The sequence below is a fragment of the Streptomyces sp. NPDC013457 genome (assembly GCF_043089925.1).
In the GTDB taxonomy this organism is placed as follows: Bacteria; Actinomycetota; Actinomycetes; order Streptomycetales; family Streptomycetaceae; genus Streptomyces.
The window spans coordinates 252,491-267,718 of record NZ_JBICBL010000001.1; the positions used below are offsets into that span (position 1 = coordinate 252,491).

Sequence of the window (15,228 nt, forward strand, 5' to 3'; positions counted from 1 at the left end):
CGCCGGCCCGAGCCCGCCGCCCTTCCTCACCGACCGCCCGCACAGGCGGGGAGAGCCGGCGCGCACCGACGGGTGAGCCGGGGGCCGGCGGGGACGGATCCTGTCAGTCCTGGGGCGGCAGCAGGGGGCCGAGTGGGCCGAGGTCCAGGTTGAGGTCGGCCAGCGTGTAGCCGTGTTCGGCGCAGAGGTCCGCCAGGGCGTCGTGCAGGGCCATCAGCGTGGCGCCCAGCTCCTCCTCCTGTGCGTCGGTGAGATCTCCCGCGTCGACGCGGCGCAGCGCCTGCCTCTCGATGAGCTGGCGGAGCAACTCCACCAGTGTGAGGACCAGTTTGAGGAGGTCCTCCTCCACGGACTCGCGGTCGGCGCGGATCCGGCGTGCGGGACGCGGCGGTTCGCCGGCCCGGGCGGGCGGTGCCTGGAGGAGGCGGAACGCGTTGCTCAGGGCGGGGCCGACCTCGCGCAGGGGTGCGGAGGCGTCGGGGCGCGCGTCTGCGTCCGGGGAGGCTTCGCGCTTCTTCCGTGCCGGACCGTCGCTCGTCACGCCTGCCCCCGGTCCACCGTCGTGAACGGGTCCGACTCCGCGTCCACGGAGACGATGAGGGCCCTGAGCGAGATGCGGACGAGGTCGATGTCGGCGATCGACAGCACGATGTCTCCGGAGAGGACCACTCCCCCGCTGAGCAGCCTGTCGAGCAGGTCGACCAGGGCGACCTGGCGGCCGGGCAGGGACTCGGTGGACCGTGCGACGGTCATGGTGTGCGCCCGTTCCTCTCGGCGGACCGCTGCGCGGCCGGCGGTTCGGAGGCGATCGGTTCGGAGGTGACAGTCTCGGAGGAGGGATGTTCGGAGGAGGGATGTTCGGAGGTGGCGGACTCGTACGTGGGTGGCGGCGGCATGGCGAAGGAGTACGGGGCCCATGGCCCGGTCACCTCCATGCGTACGCCGTCTATGTCCTCCACCGCCCCGGCGAGCGTGCTCCTGAACTCGTCGGCCTGGTCGGCGGGGACGAGATAGGCGTCGTTGAGGACGTTCTCCTCCGGGCCTGCCAGTGCGCCTCGTTGAGCCGGGTGGCGTACGCGGTGGGTGCTGAACCGGGAGGCCAGCTCCTCCACCCGCGCGGCGGCGCGCTCGGCGGGCTCATAGCGGTTCTCACGTGCGCGGTGCTGGGCTCTGCGGCTGCGCAGATAGGCCTTCCCGGGGCTGAGTGACGATGCGTCAGGGGAATCGGCGGGGTTCCCACCGTCCTCCGGAGGCACCGCGGGGCAGACGTACAGCTTGACTCCGAACTCACTGCTGCCGCGCAGCAGCGAGAGTCGCTCGGCGAACGCTTGGCGCTGGGCGGCGAGGGCCTGCCGGGCGCGTTCGTCGTTCTGGTAGACCGTGGCCATCCTCAGCGGGAGGACGGTGCCGTGGCGGCCGACGGCCTGGACGACCTCGTGATGGGCCCGGGCGACGCCCTCGAGCCACTCCAGGTCCTCGAACCGTTCTTTCAGGGTCGGTTCGTCGAACTCGTCCGCCGGGACACGGCTGGCGACGAACGCGACGGCATCAGGGCCGCCGCCCTGGACGGTGCCCGCGTCCACGCCCGGCCGCTGCCCGCCGAGGAGGAACACGGGTACTCCTGAGATCCCTTGGACGCCGTCGAGGGAAGCGCGCAGCGCCGGGGTGTCGGCGGCCACGGCGTAGACGTAGGTGAGTCCGTCCCGGCCGTTCATGCCTCACGTCCTCGGGGTGCCCGGCGGCGGGGCGCGGGACTCTCCGCTCCGAACACTTCGTCGGCTTCCGTCCTGGCGTCCGCGTCCGCATCGGTGTCGGACGGCTCACGGCCGGCGGCGAGCGAGTCGCGCCGCAGCGCCTCCAACTCCGCGCGGAGCCGCCGGTTCTCCTCCGCCAGGGGGCCGCCCGTGTGCTTCGACGAGAGGGAAGGGTCGTGCTCCCACCAGTCGATCCCCATCTCCTTCGCCTTGTCCACGGACGCGACCACGATCCGCAGCTTGATCGTGAGCAGTTCGATGTCGAGCAGGTTGATGCGGATGTCCCCGGCGATGACGATGCCCTTGTCGAGGACGCGTTCGAGGATGTCCGCGAGATTGGCGGACGAACTCGGCCCGTACGGCGCCGGTGCCGCGCGGGAGGGAACGGACCCGAACCTGTCGGGTAGGGGTTCAGACACGTGACCGTCCTCGATTCCGGGTCATGGCATCCGCTGCCGATAGGCGGTGATCTCCTCCAGCCGGTCGATCAGTTCGTCCTCGCGCTGGTCGAAGGTGTCCTGATCGATCTCCCCGCTCACGAGCCGGCTCTCCAGCTCCGCGAGCTCACGCCAGATGGGAGCGGGGTCGTAGTACTCCTCCTCGGCCTTCTCCGTCACCCGCTCGGCGACCCAGACGACACCTCGCACCGGGGCCAGCGGAAGGGTCAGCAGCTGTGTCAGCAGTCCCATGTGTCGCTCACTCCTTCCTGTTGCGGCATCGCGTCCCACACGTTCCCGGAGGCCGTCACTGTACGAAGCTGTACGGTGGCAGAGGGCCGCTGAGCCGGCACTCGACGCCGCCGTCGATCTCGCGGGCGATGTTCGACTGAGCCGTCAGGAATTCGTCCTTGCGGTCGTCCGGGATCAGCAGGGATACGTTGAGGAAGTCGGGTCCGGACGCGGGCCGGAGCGTGTGCTCACGCGCGAAGGGAAGAAGCGCCTCGACCAGCCCGGACGCCAGGGCCTCCTGCCTGCCCTGAACCTGTGCCGAGACCAGCCGGCCGAGGGCCAGCGGCAGCTGGGGGTCCTGATCCCCGGCCCGGATCCGCTCGTTGAGCTCTCGGGCTTCGGGCGACTCCCAGAGGATCTGACGGAGGAGGACCTCCTCGTCCTGCGACGCTCTCAGGTGGTACTCGGCGCATCCGTCGAGCCGTTCGAGGGTGTCGAGATAGCCGTCCGCGTCCCTGCGGAGCACCTCCTCCACCGACGAGTCGTCGGCGGCGGTGTACCCGAACTGCAGCGGCAGGACGGGCCCGTCCCGCATGAGCCGCTCCTGCACCTCCTGGTGCGTCAGCAGGTCACGCCGCTTGGGCCGGATCTCCTCGGAGATGTCGCTGACCACCGCGCACAGCGACCCGGCGGCGACGGCGCGTACGGGAGACGGGTCGTATCCGACGCCGGTCAGTCCCTTCAGGTCGAGGGGGTGGCTCTGCGCGGTGATGGCGTAGACGTAGAGGGCCATCGGTCACTCCTTCTCCCGACGCGTCGGCCGTCGGGCCGGCCGCCGCCGTCGGGGAGCGGGCTCCTTCTCCGGCTCTTCCTCGTCGGCCTCGTCCTCCAGTTCCTCGGGTTCCTCCTCCGTCTCCTCGTCGGGGTCCTCGTCGCTTCCGGACCCGCCTGTCAGGGACTCCTTGACCGCGTCGACCGCCCCGCTGAGCGCTCCCTTGGACTTGCCGTGGGCTCCGCCCTCCACCATGTTTCCGACGACCTCGGGGAGCTGGGCCGGCGCCTTGCGGCCCGCTTCGAGGTCGAGTCGGTTGCACGCTTCGGCGAAGCGCAGGTACGTGTCCACGCTGGCCACGACGATCCTGGCGTCGATCTTGATGATCTCGATTCCCACCAGCGAGACGCGGATGAAGACGTCGATCACCAGACCGCGGTCCAGGATGAGCTCAAGTACGTCGTAAAGACTGCTGCTGGAGCCCCTGCCGCCGGTGCTGACGGCGCTGCCGCTCTGCGGCACCATGGTCATGGCGCCTCCTTTCACGGCGGACCGATTCTCAGGTCGGCCGATCGATCATTCCGCGGTTGTAGCGACGGGTTCGTTCGAAGGAGATCAACGCGCCTTCCTCGTCCAACTCGACTCTGTAGCTGGCGAGCACGCTGGTCGTGTCGGGGATCCGTTCAAGCTCCAGCACCTCCACCTGGGCTTCCCATCCCGACTCGGTCGGTTTGAGCGAGGAGACGGATTCGGGCGGTCTCCCGAGGAGTTTGGCGAGTTGGCCGGCGGCCGAACTCATCGCCGTGGCGGCGTCGACGGTCTTCGCTCCGCTCGACGCGGATCGTCGCCGAGCGGGTGGACGCTTCTCGCGTCCTTCGCCGGCGCGCGACGCCGCCCGCCGAGGGCGAGACGGATCTGCTGCGGCCATAAGTCACTTCCAGAGAACGTACCGCCATAAAAGGCTAGAATTTCATCATATAGGGGTAAGTGTCATGCCCGGGAGTGCAGGCTCCTACCGCCCGAGCGGCGGCCTTCATGGGCGACGGTGCGAAAGCGCGGCCAAGGCCGGATGTTCCTTTCGAGGCGACGGTGAGGCCGCAGGCACCCGGTGAAGGGACATAGGTCATGGAGGACACGACCAAGATCGCCCTGGCGGCCGCGGTGGCCGGGGGTTACGTACTGGGACGGACGAAGAAGGCTCGCGTTGCCTTCAGCATCGCGACATACCTGGCGGGGCGGCGCTTCGGCCTCGACCCGAAGCAGCTTGTGACGCAGGGGCTCACCGCCCTCAAGGACATTCCACAGGTCGCCGAGATAGGCGACCAGCTCCGGGGAGAGGCCCTCGACGCCGGCCGCCAGGCGCTCTCCGCGGCGGCCAACCGCAAGCTCACGGACCTCGCCGACTCGCTCCACTCGCGCACGCTGGCGATCGGCAGTGGGGACGAAGAGGAGGGCGAGAGCGAAGACGAGGACGAGGACGAAGGGCGCTACGAGGACGAGGAGGAGCCCGAGGAGGAGCCCGAGGAGGAGCCTGAGGAGGAGTACGAGGACGAGGAGGCGGAGGACGAGGAGGAAGAGCCCGGGGAGGAAGAGCCCGGGGAGTACGAGGGGGAGGACGAGGAGGACTGGGAGGAGGAAGAAGAAGAGGAACCCGAGGAGCCTGAGGCCGAGGAAGAGCCGGAGAAGCCACGTGCACGCCGGCCCTCCCGTACGACGTCCCAGGGTCGCGGCGCGGCGAAATCGGCCGCCCCGAAGAAGAAGTCGGCCGCCCCGGCGAAGAAGGCGCCCGCGAAGAAGGCCACTCCCGCGAAGAAGGCACCCGCCAAGAAGACCGCGGCGAAGAAGACGGCCGCCAAGAAGACCGCTCCCGCCAAAAAGACCGCATCCGCCAAGAAGTCCGCCCCCGCGAAGAAGACGACATCCGGTTCGGCGAAGAAGACGGCGGCGCGCAAGACGACGGCGAAGAAGGCACCCGCCAAGAAGTCCGCGGCCAAGAAGGCGCCCGCGAAGAAGACCACGGCGCGCAAGAGCCCGGCACGCAAGTCGGCAGCGAAGAAGACGGCAGCGCGCAAGCCGTCGACGCGGAGGTAGGTCATGGCACCGGAAGACCGCAGCAAAGCGAAGGAGTCCGGATCCGGCCTGGACCGCCTGCTCGGCGAATTGGGCGACTTCGTCTCGGCCCAGACCGGCCAACTGGCCGAGAAGGCCACGGACAAGCTCGGGGACGTCACCGACCAGCTCTACGACGTCGCGGAGAACGGCGGCAAGCTCACGGACATCGGCGGAAGACTGCTCCAGGGCGACTCCCCGGTCAAGGCGATCGTGGGCCAGAAGCTCGGCGATCTGAAGGACAAGGTCACCGACACGGCGTCGAACCTCTTCGGTTCGGGCAAGGGCAAACGCAAGAGCGGCAGCCAGAAGCTCACCAGCATGGTCGAGACGGTCGACGTGGGCGCGCCGCTCCGCAGGGTCTACGACCACTGGACCCAGTACGAGGACTTCAGCGGATTCACCAAGGGTGTGCGCGACGTCTCGCAGGGCGACGAGACCACCAGCGACTGGAAGGTCAAGGTCGGCCCGTCGACCCGCAGTTGGAAGGCGACCGTCCAGGAGCAGGTCCCCGACGACCACATCATCTGGACCTCCGAAGGGGCCAAGGGCTCGACGCGAGGCTGCGTCAGCTTCCACGAACTGGGCCCGTCCCTGACACGGATCCTCCTCACCGTCGAGTACTACCCCTCGGGCTTCTTCGAGAAGACGGGCAACCTGTGGCGGGCCCAGGGCCGGCGCCTTCGCCTGGACATGAAGCACTTCCGCCGCTACGTCACTCTCACCGACGACGAGCCGGAAGGGTGGCGCGGCGAGATCCGTGACAGTGAAGTGGTCCGCAGTCACGAAGAGGCGATGGAGGAGGAGGAAGCGGAGAACGAAGAGAACGAAGAGGAGGAAGGCGGAGGCGGCGAGGAGGACGACGACTACGCGGAAGGCGAGGAGCCCGAGGACGCGTACGAAGGGGAGGACGAGGACGAGCCCGACGAAGAGGACGAAGTCGAGGGCGAGGGCGAGGAAGAGCCGGAGGACGAGGAGTACGAGGACGAGGAAGAGGACGAGGAAGAGGAAGAGCCCGAGGACGACGAGGAGGAGGAGACGCCCCCGCGCCGTCGGCGCAGGCGCTGATGGCGCAGGCGCACGCGCTGCGCGCCGGTCGCACTGATCGCGACCGGCGCGCGCACGTGGCGGAGGAGCGGCTCCTCGGGGGAGCCGCTCCTCCGCCACGTGCGGCGTTCCGGGGATTCCCGTGCCGCCTCGGACCGGTCAGTGCTTCAGGGTGTCCTTGGCCTTCTGGACCGTCTGCTTCGCGTCACCCTTGGCCTGCTCGGCCCGACCCTTCATCTCCAGGCTCTCGTTTCCGACGGCTTTCCCCGTGGTCTCCTTGACCTTGCCCTTGGTCGTCTTCGCCATGTTCTTGGCCTTCTTGCCTCCGGCCATGACACTCACCTTTCTCTTTTTCGAATGCCGTTCAGTGCGGGACGGTCAGCGCTTGAAGGCGTCCTTGCCCTTCTCCTTGGCCTCCCGCGCCTTGCCGCGCGATTCCAGGGCCGCGCCCTTCGCGGCGGTGGTCCTGTCGCCGCTCGCGTTCGCGGCCTTCCTCACGGCCTTGCCGGTGACCTGCTCGGCCTTGGCCTTTGCCTTCTCCTTGGCACTCATTCCGGTCCTCCCTCGAAGTCTCTCTTTCAGCGCCTACCCCGGACCCAGAATCGGAACCTAGGAATCCGATCTGCTCGGGCGCCCCAGCGGGCTCGTGTCGACCCGTCGGAGCAGTTCCCCCGCGTCCTCGTACACGGCGACCGCTCCCGCCTTCTCCAGCTCCTCGCGGGAGGTCCCGCCGGTGAGCAGGGCGACGCAGGGCACTCCGGCCCGGCCGGCGGCCTCCACGTCCCACACCGTGTCGCCGACGAAGACGGCGTCCTCCGCCGCGGCACCCGCCTCTTCCAGCGCCTGTTCCACCAGGTCGGGGGCGGGTTTCGTGGTGTCCACGTCGCTGCCGGCGGTGGCCGCCGCGATCACCTCGTCGGCGTCCAGCGCCCGGCGGATCGCCGCCACCTCGTCCTCGGACGCGGAGCTGGCGAGGACCACGGTCCAGCCCCGGGCGGCCGTTGCCCGCAGCAGGTCCGCCGCGCCGTCGAAGGGCCGCAGGACGTCGTACCAGACCGCGTAGAGCGTCCCGTGGGCGTCGGCGAGCGACTCGTCCTCCGAGCGCGACCGGCCGGAGCCGAGGAGGGCGTCGAGGATCCGGTCGGCGCCCATTCCGATCGCCCGGTGGATCCGCGCCATCGGAACGTCGTGTCCGTGCTGCCTCAGGGCCTGCCACCAGGCGAGCGTGTGCAGGTACGTGGTGTCCACGAGCGTGCCGTCGAGGTCGAACAGAGCCGCGCTCCGCCGGTCCTGTCCCGTGTGTGCAGCCATGTCTGCCTCCTGTCCTGGCGCGCGCTTCCGTCCTTTCCGGCGCCTTGTCCTTCCTCGCGCTGCTGCGTTTGCCCGCTCCGGGCGTGATGATGCGCGGGGCCGTCAGGTGACGGGTTCAGGGGGCGACAGCGGGCCGGGAAGGGGCCCGGGGTGCGGCTGGGGCTCCGGTCGCGGTCCGGGCTGCGGCCGCGGATCGGGTTCCGGCCGCGGCGGTGCCGGCGGGACGGGGTCCGGCCCGCCCGGCGGGGAGACGGGCCCGGGGACCGGGCCCGGCTGGGGACCGGGGCCCGGGCCGGGCGCCGGTGTGGGGCTCGGTGGTACGGGATCGTTGGGAGGCGTGCCCATGAGGACCACCTCGCTCGATTCGCGCCCCGGAGCAGTCGTCGGCAGCGTCGAGGCCGGTGCCGCGGACCGTGCCCCGGACGGAGCCGTGGACAGCCTGTGCATGGTCGTGACCATTCCACTCATGCCTCTACGCGTGCCCGCGCGCCTGCCGTCCATGCCGGGGGTTCTGTCGGTGCGGCGAGACATACTGGACCTGTGCTCCGGCCAACGCCGTACCTCGGCAGATTGCGCGAGCGAGCCGGCGAGTCCCTGCTCTACCGGGTCGCGGGCCCCGAGGCGCACCAGAAGCGTGCACGCATCCACGGCACGCCCGGCCCACGCTGGTTCGGTCCCGAACGGCCGGTACGGCTGGTGCACGCGGACGCGTCGATGTACATCGGCGGCCTCGCCGCGCTCCTGCTGCAGTCCCTGCACCCGATCGCCATGGCGGCGGTTGCCGCCCACTCCGGCTTCCAGGGGGACCCGTGGGGCCGGCTCCAGCGGACCAGCACGTTCCTGGCCGTGACGACGTTCGGCACGGTTGCGGACGCGGAACGAGCGGTGGTCCGCGTCCGGGAGGTGCACGGGCGGATCCACGGCAGGACGGAGGCCGGGGCGCCGTACAGCGCCGCGGATCCGCACCTGCTGGCCTGGGTGCACGTCGCGGAGACGGAGTGCTTCCTGCGGGCCTACCAGCGGTACGGCCGGCAACCGCTGGACCCGTCCGGTGAGGACGGATACGTGGCCGACATGGCCCGGGTCGCGCGCTCCCTGGGCGCGGAGCGCCCGCCCGAGACGCGCGCCGAACTCACGGCCCGGCTCGCCGAGTACCGCCCCGAGCTGCGCGCCACCCCGGAATCCCGTGAGGCCGCGCGCTATCTGCTCTCCCGGCCTCCGCTGCCGGCCCCGGCCCGGCTTCCCTACGGCTTCCTGGCGGCCGCGGCGGTCGACCTGCTGCCCCCGTGGGCGAGAGACTGGCTCGATCCGCCCCGAACCACGCGCGTCATGCTGCCGCTCGCGCGGCCCGGGGGCCGTACGATCACCGCCGCCGTCCGCTGGGCGATCACCTCTCTGCCGCCCCCGCAGCCGGGCGGGCGACAGGGCTCGGCGTAGCCGGACCGCCCGGGGGCGGCGCCGGTACGCGGCCCGTCAGACCGCTCGCCAGATGTTGTCGAAGGCCGCCTGCTCGACGTCCCGGCGCTGCCGTTCGGCCGCCAGCTCCAACTCCGCCTCGCCGACGGCGGCGACCACCGCCTCCACTCCGTCCGGCAGGTCCCCGGAGTCCACCGCTGCCTCGTCGCGGACTCCGACGGCCGTCGCGAGAGCGGTGAGCACGGGCTCGCGCGCGGTCAAACGGTCGGTCGCACCACTGCGGGCGGGGGAATCGAGGAGCTCCGGCTCGCCCTCGGCCCGGAACGGCGTCCAGCGGCTTCGCTGCCGCGTGAGCAGGCCTTCCGCCTCCAGCGCTGTCAGGTAGACCGCGGCCAGGTCACGGCCCCGCCGCCACAGCCAGTCCTCCACCGTCTCGTACGGCTCCTCCCGTACCAGCGCCGACGCGGCGGCTTGCAACAGCGCGTCGTCGGGCACGCGCTCGTCGGCCGGCACGATGTGATCGCCGTCCAACTCGACGGCCCGGGCGGCGATCAGATCGATCAGCTCGGCCCCCGCCAGCCCGAGGGACAGCTCGCCCCGGTCCACCGTGCGACCAGGTGCCGCGTCCAGGGCGGTGAAGAGTATGTCGCGCGGTGTGGTCATGGGTCAGCTCCTGTTGTCGGCGGGCGAGGACCGGGTCGGCCGGCAGGCGAGTCGCATGAGATCAATGCTGAAGTCTACGGGCGTGCGCGCCAGGGCGGACGGGGGCCCGGCGCAGGGGTGCGGGAAAAACTTCGGCCGGAGGTGAATCCTCTCCGGGTCTCCCCGCCTCCTATCTGCGTACCGGCCGAACGCGCCGGCAGAACAGTGAGGGAAACACCCATGATGGTTACCGGCCTCGTCGTGATCGGAGTGCTGCTGGTGGGAGCGTGCAGCTGGCACCTGATGCGCCGTTACAAGAGCCGCAGCTGACCAGCCCCGCCCACGGGCCCTTCCGGAAACGAGCACCATGAACCCACGCTTCTCCTGGCCGGACGAGCGGCTGATCAGAGCCGCTCAGGACGGCGACCTCACCTCGCTCACCACCGTCGTCATGGAATCGCAGCCGCATGTGCGCAAGTTCGCCAGAGCGCTGTGCGCCTCGCCGCAGGATGCCGAGGACGCGGCCCAGGAGGCGCTGATCATCCTCTACCGGAAGATCGGCACCTTGCGGGCCAGCGGCGCGCTCGCCTCGTGGATGTTCCGGATCGTGCGCAACGAATGCCTCCGGCAGGTACGGCTGCTCGTCGCGCGGAGCGACGAGGCGTCGGCCGAACCCGACGCGCCGCCGGAGCCTTCGGCCGAGGAGGCGGCCCTGCACAGACTGGAGGTGGAGCGGCTGGCGGCCGCGGTCGGGGCCCTGCCCCGTGACCAGCGGCAGGTCCTGATCATGCGGGACGTGCAGGGCCTGCCCGGCAAAGCCGTCGCCCATGCGCTCGGTCTGAGCAGCGCGGCGATGAAGTCACGGCTGCACCGAGCGCGTGCCGCCCTGCGCCACTCACTCGAAACAACCGATCAGGCCGTCGGCCGACCAGTCGGAGGAGAGTCTTGACCGTGAACACCCTGAACGCCGTGCACACCGAGAAGCCCACCCAGCCCGCGCCACCGGACTTCGCCAGCACATCCGTCCCGCGCCACCTGGCGCGCGGCGTCATCGGCTTCGGACTGGGCATCGGCTCGATCGCTCTGGTCCCCGTCGTCGGACCGGTCTCCCTGCTGGCGGCCCCGTTGGCGCTGATCGCCTTCCGTGGCTGCCCCACGTGCTGGATGGTCGGCCTGGCGCAGACCATCTCCCGCGGCCGGCTGGAACGCCAGTGCGTGGACGGTGTCTGCACCCTCGCCAAGACCCACCCCGCAGCCGACGGGTGATTCCCGAGAGGCGCATGGGCGCCCCGGTGGGGGCGGGACAGCGTCCCCACCCCCACCGGACACGGCATGGCGGCAGATCAGTTCGTACGGCCCTCCCATGCCCGCGTGAACAGCATGGGCAGCGGGGCGGAGGGCACCGCGGCCAGGTGGGTCGTCGAACGGTGCTCCCTGGCCAGCGGCAGCAGGCCCAGCTTGGCCACCTCGATCGGGAGGCGCGGCGGCTTGCGCTCCTGCCATGCTCCCGGCAGGAAGAGTGAGCGGCCCGCGCGTGGCCGGGTCGCGCGCAACACACGTCCCGAGGAACCGAGTTCGGCCTCGGCGGCCTTGAAACGAGCGGGCTTCCACCCCGTCCACGCCTTGACGTTGCGGTCCGTCGGATCCGGCAGGGCGAGCAGCATGAGGTAGAGCGCGGCGGCGTCCTCGCTCAGTCCGAAGGCCCGGGCGCACTCCTCGACCAGTTGCGGCACGGAGCGCGTGGGGTCCTGCTCCCAGCCCGGGCGCCGCTCGCCGTCGGTGGCGAGGTGTTCGCCGAGCGCGGCGAAGTCGTCGCTCAGCACGAGCCGCAGGTCCGCGAGGGCGGGCAGCCCGGAAGGGCTGGGCAGCCACTGGGAGGGCAGCACGGAGTCGAGGTACGCGTCCAGCGTCTCCAGCACCGGATCGTGCGGCCCCTTGAGCGCCGCGGGGTCGACGTACACGTGACTCATGTCGTGTGCCGCGTCCGCCACTTCGGTCACCGCCGGATGTGCGGTGAGCGCGCCGGTGGAAGGGGGCGCGCCCATCAGGTAGTTGCTCTGCAGGGAGAAGAGCCGGAGCGGTCCGGAGACCGAGGCCCTCTCCTCGCACAGCCTGGCGATCGCCGCGCCGACCGCGGGGCGCAACGGATCACCGGCCGGGGTGCGGTACGCGATCCAGGCGGCGAGCCTGGGCAGGGCCAGCAGCTGTGGCTCACCCGCCAGGCCTGCCCGGTGCCGGCCGAGACACCCGTCCCCCAGGGCGAGGCGACCGAGCAGGGCGGGCAGCCGCAGATTGGGCCACCAGGCCGGGTTCCCCTTGAGCAGCTCCCGGGACAGGGCCGCCTCGCCCTTGGGCAGCAGCGTCTCCTTGGTGGCGAGGGGCAGCAGCGCGGTGGGCACGGGCAGAGGAGTGCCCAGCTCCTCCCGCCACCAGGCGGCGGCGCGGTCCACGTCGGGCCCCGTGGTCCAGAGCTTCTCGGGGTCGTCGGGGAGGAGCCTGTCGTAGAGGGTGGCGACGAACCGGGGGCCGAGATCGGACAGCAGCCCGTCCGCCGCCTGGTCAGCCTCCGCCCGCCGGACCTTCCAGGGCTCCAGGTCGTAGGAGCCCTGACGTGAACGGTAGTTACCCTGCGTCTCCAGCTGGTGTGGCGTGCAGCGGACGTGCGCCGTCAGCAGCACGGTCGCCTCGACCGGTGTGAGCCCCAGCTGTTCCGCGAAGGCGTGGGCCAGGTCCGGGCGGGCCGGTGCCGGGCCGTGCTCCCGGTACAACTCGGCGAACCGCGCGAACCAGGCGGCCGGGCGCACCGGCTCCAGCACCTCCGCATGCGTGAGCTTGACTCCCGCGGACGCCAGCGGGCCGTCCTCGGCGAAGGAACCGTCGGGAGCGTACTCCCACAGCGTCCGCTGGGGGTCCTTCCCTCGGCTGGCCAGTACGAAGGAGACGGACGTCGCCGTCCGGTAGACCTTCCCGTGGGCCGGTGCGCGGACCAGGGCACGGCTCTCGGGCGCCTCGCAGCGGACGAGTCGCCACTTCCCCGGTTCGCCGGAGGCGACGGGGTGGGCGGCGTACGCCAGCAGTGCCTGGGCGGCCGAGCCGCGTGGCCTCGAGGAGACGGCGCACAGGGCGAGCGGAGCGGCGAAGGCATGTGCCGCCATGAAGTGGTCGTGGCGGAAGGAGAGGTCGAACGTCGTGGTGGCCTGCTCGAGATCGCCGCCCCAGACGTCCGTCCCCTGCGTCGCGAGCCGCATCATCTGGCGGCCCAGCCGGGTGAAGTTGTCGTCACGCCCGGCGCCGGGGGCCGGCCTGGCGTCGCCCTCACCGGGGGTGAGACGGCGGACGAGCCGCTCAAGACCGGCACGGCAGTTGACGGCCATGACCACGGAACGGGCGGCCAGGCTGGTGATCGGCTCCCCCAGCTGCGGCAGCGCTTCCATGATCGGTCCGCGATTGGGGCCTCGGACACCCTCGCGTTCGACGCCGTAGGGCTGGAGTCCGCCCATCGCCGCCTCCACCTCGGCGCGCGTGACGGTGTCCGGCAGCTCTGCCATCAGCAGCGGCATGACGTCCACCGCCGCGAACTCCGCCGCGGCGTCCGGGTCCTTGAGGAGCAGCTCCACCGCCACGCCCACATGGACGAACCGGCCGAGGAGGAGGACCAGCTCCTCGAAGTCGACGCCCGCTCGAAGCTTCGCCCGCTCACGGTCGCACCAGGCACGGATCTCCTGATGTCCGAGCGGATTGTCGAAGAGCGCGGGGATCTCCTGCCAGCCCTTGGTCTCGTGCGGCTGGTACCAGGCGTTGGACGCCAGGTCCTGGGTGGTCATCTCCAGATCGGCACGCACCCGTGCGCGCAGCGCGCGTTCGAAGCGCGCGTCCGCCTGGAGGTGCTCCAGCTTCGGTCGGCGGCCGAACGCGAGGGCGTACAGCGGCGTCGGGCCGAGGAGCTCCGGCGGGTCGGCGACCGGCGCGCCGTGCTCCAGCAGGAGGTCGATCAGGTCGAGAGGCGTCACGCCGTCGCCCCGCTCACCGATCTTCCGATAGCGGAACCGCACGGGGACACCGTCGGCCGCCAGACGAGGCGCGAGCTTCTCCGCGATCTCGTACATGACGGCCCAGGGGCCCTTCTGGTTGCTGTTCGACCGGACACACCGGGCCAGCCAGGCGGCGGCCTCGCCGTCGGGCAGGCCCTCGGCCTCACCGGTGAGCTGTGCCAGCGCGCCGGTGCGCTCCAGCAACTCGCGCCACAGGGGGGCACTGTGGCCGAAGGACCTCGGGCTCAGCTTCAGCACCTGCTCGACCGCCGTGGAGGTGTGCTCGCCCAGGAGGTCCATGGCCGAGCCCTTGAGGCAGTCGGTCCAGAACTTGTCGTCGGTCAGGGAGAGAGCGCCGGCGGCGAAGATCTCCCCGAGCAGCGTGGCCAGTTCCCTCTCGGGCTCCAGGCCGGCGGCCTTGGCGATCTTGCGCACGTCGGCGCCGAGCTGCGGGTACACCTCGGACGACGCCCGGAGCCGCCGGATCGCCACCGTGCGGAAGCGGTCGACGTCCGTCCGGGTCGCCACCCCCTTGACCGCCAGATCGCGGGCCCATGCACGCAGCACCGTGGCGGAGAGGGCGTCGCCGTCGGCGAACGCCAGGTAGCGGCCCAGCAGCCACTCGCCGTCGACCTTGCGCGCCTGCACACGCTCGGCGGTGCGGGCCCGCCCGAACCACGCCGTGGCCATCGCCGGTTCGCTCCGCCGCAGGGCCAGGTCGGCCATCTCGTCGAGGAGCGTGATCAGCAGGTCGGGAGCCGACTCCTCCACTCCGTGAAGGACGCTGTCGATCTCGGCCTTGAAGATGTACCGCCACTCGCCCGTACGTCCCTCCAGGGCGATGACCTTCTCGGTCGCCAGCTCCTCGCGGCCGGGGTGAGCTGCGATGATCCGCTCGGGAAAGGGCAGCGCGCCGTCGGACGGGTCCAGTACGCCGGTGGAGAAGAAACCGTCCGGCTCCCAGTGCTGCTCACGCATCAGGCGGTCGCGGTACGGGATGAGCTGCTCGGGGAGCAGCTGGGTCAGCGTGCGGCCGTCGAAGCCGGTGTACGTGCGAGCCCACAGCCCGCCTTCGCCCAGTTCGTCCGTGAGCTCGACCTGCTCGGCATCCAGCGCCTCCCGCCACAGGGGATCGGCGTCGGCCAGCGCACGCGGAACGCGCACCCCGCCCTGCGCCCACTCCTGTGCCCGCAGACGGCACTCCTCGCGCTGATTCCTCAGATGCTTCCGCGCCTCGTGCAGCGCGGGGAGCCCCGGAGCCCCGGAGAGGGCGCCGGGATACTCCTTCAGCTTCCGCCCCCGCGGGTTGCGGTAGACGACCTCCAGATCATCCGTCAGCTCTGCTGTGTAGCCGTTCTTTTCGACACGCGTGCCCATGTGCGCCCGTCTCCCCGTGGTGCTGATCGACAACCACACGCTACGCGGCGCCGCTGACACCGCCGCAGCCGCGCCGATCACCGCACACCGCGGGCCGCCCG

At 71.1% G+C, this 15,228-nt stretch carries 18 protein-coding genes; 5 read left to right on the forward strand and 13 right to left on the reverse strand.

Annotation, left to right across the window (positions count from 1 at the left end):
• Positions 1–103 precede the first annotated feature (103 nt).
• From ACF1G2_RS01155 to ACF1G2_RS01190, 8 genes are read right to left on the reverse strand one after another with little or no spacing between them, the layout of a single operon-like run.
• The gene (locus tag ACF1G2_RS01155) at positions 104–541 is read right to left on the reverse strand and encodes a gas vesicle protein K (protein ID WP_391796198.1); all 438 of its coding nucleotides are present in this window, start codon (positions 539–541) and stop codon (positions 104–106) included.
• Positions 538–753, reverse strand: a complete 216-nt coding sequence (locus ACF1G2_RS01160; RefSeq protein WP_352186722.1) for a gas vesicle protein — start codon at positions 751–753, stop codon at positions 538–540. Before ACF1G2_RS01160 ends, ACF1G2_RS01155 begins: the two co-directional genes overlap by 4 nt.
• Positions 750–1,715 carry a GvpL/GvpF family gas vesicle protein gene (locus ACF1G2_RS01165; protein ID WP_391796199.1) on the reverse strand — a complete coding sequence of 322 codons (966 nt, stop codon included), beginning with the start codon at positions 1,713–1,715 and terminating at the stop codon, positions 750–752. Before ACF1G2_RS01165 ends, ACF1G2_RS01160 begins: the two co-directional genes overlap by 4 nt.
• Complete coding sequence (locus ACF1G2_RS01170; RefSeq protein ID WP_391796200.1) at positions 1,712–2,173, reverse strand: gas vesicle protein; 462 nt, start codon at positions 2,171–2,173, stop codon at positions 1,712–1,714. Before ACF1G2_RS01170 ends, ACF1G2_RS01165 begins: the two co-directional genes overlap by 4 nt.
• A gap of 21 nt (positions 2,174–2,194) precedes the next feature.
• The gene (locus ACF1G2_RS01175; protein WP_391796201.1) at positions 2,195–2,443 is read right to left on the reverse strand and encodes a gas vesicle protein GvpG; all 249 of its coding nucleotides are present in this window, start codon (positions 2,441–2,443) and stop codon (positions 2,195–2,197) included.
• Between the two features lie 55 nt (positions 2,444–2,498).
• A complete protein-coding gene (locus tag ACF1G2_RS01180) occupies positions 2,499–3,215 on the reverse strand; it encodes a GvpL/GvpF family gas vesicle protein (RefSeq protein ID WP_391796202.1) in 717 nt (238 codons plus the stop codon).
• Positions 3,216–3,218: 3 nt separating this feature from the next.
• On the reverse strand, positions 3,219–3,725 hold the full coding sequence (locus ACF1G2_RS01185; RefSeq protein WP_391796203.1) for a gas vesicle structural protein GvpA: 507 nt from the start codon (positions 3,723–3,725) through the stop codon (positions 3,219–3,221).
• A 28-nt stretch (positions 3,726–3,753) separates the two neighbouring features.
• The gene (locus tag ACF1G2_RS01190; RefSeq protein ID WP_391796204.1) at positions 3,754–4,122 is read right to left on the reverse strand and encodes a gas vesicle protein; all 369 of its coding nucleotides are present in this window, start codon (positions 4,120–4,122) and stop codon (positions 3,754–3,756) included.
• A 197-nt stretch (positions 4,123–4,319) separates the two neighbouring features.
• Here ACF1G2_RS01190 and ACF1G2_RS01195 point away from each other — a divergent pair, with 197 nt between their 5' ends.
• A complete protein-coding gene (locus ACF1G2_RS01195) occupies positions 4,320–5,285 on the forward strand; it encodes a histone protein (protein WP_391796205.1) in 966 nt (321 codons plus the stop codon).
• Positions 5,286–5,288: 3 nt separating this feature from the next.
• Positions 5,289–6,371 carry an SRPBCC family protein gene (locus ACF1G2_RS01200; protein WP_391796206.1) on the forward strand — a complete coding sequence of 361 codons (1,083 nt, stop codon included), beginning with the start codon at positions 5,289–5,291 and terminating at the stop codon, positions 6,369–6,371.
• Positions 6,372–6,509: 138 nt separating this feature from the next.
• On the opposite strand, the gene ACF1G2_RS01205 is transcribed toward ACF1G2_RS01200, so the two are convergent.
• The 3 genes from ACF1G2_RS01205 to ACF1G2_RS01215 are packed head-to-tail and all read right to left on the reverse strand — an operon-like array spanning position 6,510 to position 7,661.
• The gene (locus tag ACF1G2_RS01205; RefSeq protein WP_391796207.1) at positions 6,510–6,683 is read right to left on the reverse strand and encodes a CsbD family protein; all 174 of its coding nucleotides are present in this window, start codon (positions 6,681–6,683) and stop codon (positions 6,510–6,512) included.
• A gap of 45 nt (positions 6,684–6,728) precedes the next feature.
• The gene (locus ACF1G2_RS01210; protein ID WP_391796208.1) at positions 6,729–6,902 is read right to left on the reverse strand and encodes a hypothetical protein; all 174 of its coding nucleotides are present in this window, start codon (positions 6,900–6,902) and stop codon (positions 6,729–6,731) included.
• Positions 6,903–6,959: 57 nt separating this feature from the next.
• On the reverse strand, positions 6,960–7,661 hold the full coding sequence (locus ACF1G2_RS01215) for an HAD family hydrolase (RefSeq protein WP_391796209.1): 702 nt from the start codon (positions 7,659–7,661) through the stop codon (positions 6,960–6,962).
• Between the two features lie 540 nt (positions 7,662–8,201).
• Here ACF1G2_RS01215 and ACF1G2_RS01220 point away from each other — a divergent pair.
• Complete coding sequence (locus ACF1G2_RS01220) at positions 8,202–9,098, forward strand: oxygenase MpaB family protein (protein WP_391796210.1); 897 nt, start codon at positions 8,202–8,204, stop codon at positions 9,096–9,098.
• A gap of 36 nt (positions 9,099–9,134) precedes the next feature.
• On the opposite strand, the gene ACF1G2_RS01225 is transcribed toward ACF1G2_RS01220, so the two are convergent.
• The gene (locus ACF1G2_RS01225) at positions 9,135–9,740 is read right to left on the reverse strand and encodes a GPP34 family phosphoprotein (RefSeq protein WP_391796211.1); all 606 of its coding nucleotides are present in this window, start codon (positions 9,738–9,740) and stop codon (positions 9,135–9,137) included.
• Between the two features lie 346 nt (positions 9,741–10,086).
• Here ACF1G2_RS01225 and ACF1G2_RS01230 point away from each other — a divergent pair, with 346 nt between their 5' ends.
• The gene (locus ACF1G2_RS01230; protein ID WP_391796212.1) at positions 10,087–10,668 is read left to right on the forward strand and encodes an RNA polymerase sigma factor; all 582 of its coding nucleotides are present in this window, start codon (positions 10,087–10,089) and stop codon (positions 10,666–10,668) included.
• 2 nt (positions 10,669–10,670) lie between these two features.
• Complete coding sequence (locus ACF1G2_RS01235) at positions 10,671–10,985, forward strand: hypothetical protein (RefSeq protein ID WP_391796213.1); 315 nt, start codon at positions 10,671–10,673, stop codon at positions 10,983–10,985.
• A gap of 77 nt (positions 10,986–11,062) precedes the next feature.
• Here the strand turns inward: ACF1G2_RS01235 and ACF1G2_RS01240 are convergent, their stop codons facing one another.
• Positions 11,063–15,127, reverse strand: coding sequence for a hypothetical protein (locus ACF1G2_RS01240; protein WP_391796214.1), 4,065 nt, complete (start codon positions 15,125–15,127; stop codon positions 11,063–11,065).
• Positions 15,128–15,228: the final 101 nt, after the last annotated feature.

What these genes read in the sequence shown, in the direction of transcription:
- ACF1G2_RS01190 (WP_391796204.1), bottom strand. Translation starts at nt 4,122, where the DNA reads ATGGCCGCAGCAGATCCGTCTCGCCCTCGGCGGGCGGCGTCGCGCGCC.
- ACF1G2_RS01200 (WP_391796206.1), top strand. Translation starts at nt 5,289, where the DNA reads ATGGCACCGGAAGACCGCAGCAAAGCGAAGGAGTCCGGATCCGGCCTG.
- ACF1G2_RS01180 (WP_391796202.1), bottom strand. Translation starts at nt 3,215, where the DNA reads ATGGCCCTCTACGTCTACGCCATCACCGCGCAGAGCCACCCCCTCGAC.
- ACF1G2_RS01165 (WP_391796199.1), bottom strand. Translation starts at nt 1,715, where the DNA reads ATGAACGGCCGGGACGGACTCACCTACGTCTACGCCGTGGCCGCCGAC.
- ACF1G2_RS01185 (WP_391796203.1), bottom strand. Translation starts at nt 3,725, where the DNA reads ATGACCATGGTGCCGCAGAGCGGCAGCGCCGTCAGCACCGGCGGCAGG.
- ACF1G2_RS01215 (WP_391796209.1), bottom strand. Translation starts at nt 7,661, where the DNA reads ATGGCTGCACACACGGGACAGGACCGGCGGAGCGCGGCTCTGTTCGAC.
- ACF1G2_RS01160 (WP_352186722.1), bottom strand. Translation starts at nt 753, where the DNA reads ATGACCGTCGCACGGTCCACCGAGTCCCTGCCCGGCCGCCAGGTCGCC.
- ACF1G2_RS01230 (WP_391796212.1), top strand. Translation starts at nt 10,087, where the DNA reads ATGAACCCACGCTTCTCCTGGCCGGACGAGCGGCTGATCAGAGCCGCT.
- ACF1G2_RS01195 (WP_391796205.1), top strand. Translation starts at nt 4,320, where the DNA reads ATGGAGGACACGACCAAGATCGCCCTGGCGGCCGCGGTGGCCGGGGGT.
- ACF1G2_RS01240 (WP_391796214.1), bottom strand. Translation starts at nt 15,127, where the DNA reads ATGGGCACGCGTGTCGAAAAGAACGGCTACACAGCAGAGCTGACGGAT.
- ACF1G2_RS01175 (WP_391796201.1), bottom strand. Translation starts at nt 2,443, where the DNA reads ATGGGACTGCTGACACAGCTGCTGACCCTTCCGCTGGCCCCGGTGCGA.
- ACF1G2_RS01210 (WP_391796208.1), bottom strand. Translation starts at nt 6,902, where the DNA reads ATGAGTGCCAAGGAGAAGGCAAAGGCCAAGGCCGAGCAGGTCACCGGC.
- ACF1G2_RS01225 (WP_391796211.1), bottom strand. Translation starts at nt 9,740, where the DNA reads ATGACCACACCGCGCGACATACTCTTCACCGCCCTGGACGCGGCACCT.
- ACF1G2_RS01205 (WP_391796207.1), bottom strand. Translation starts at nt 6,683, where the DNA reads ATGGCCGGAGGCAAGAAGGCCAAGAACATGGCGAAGACGACCAAGGGC.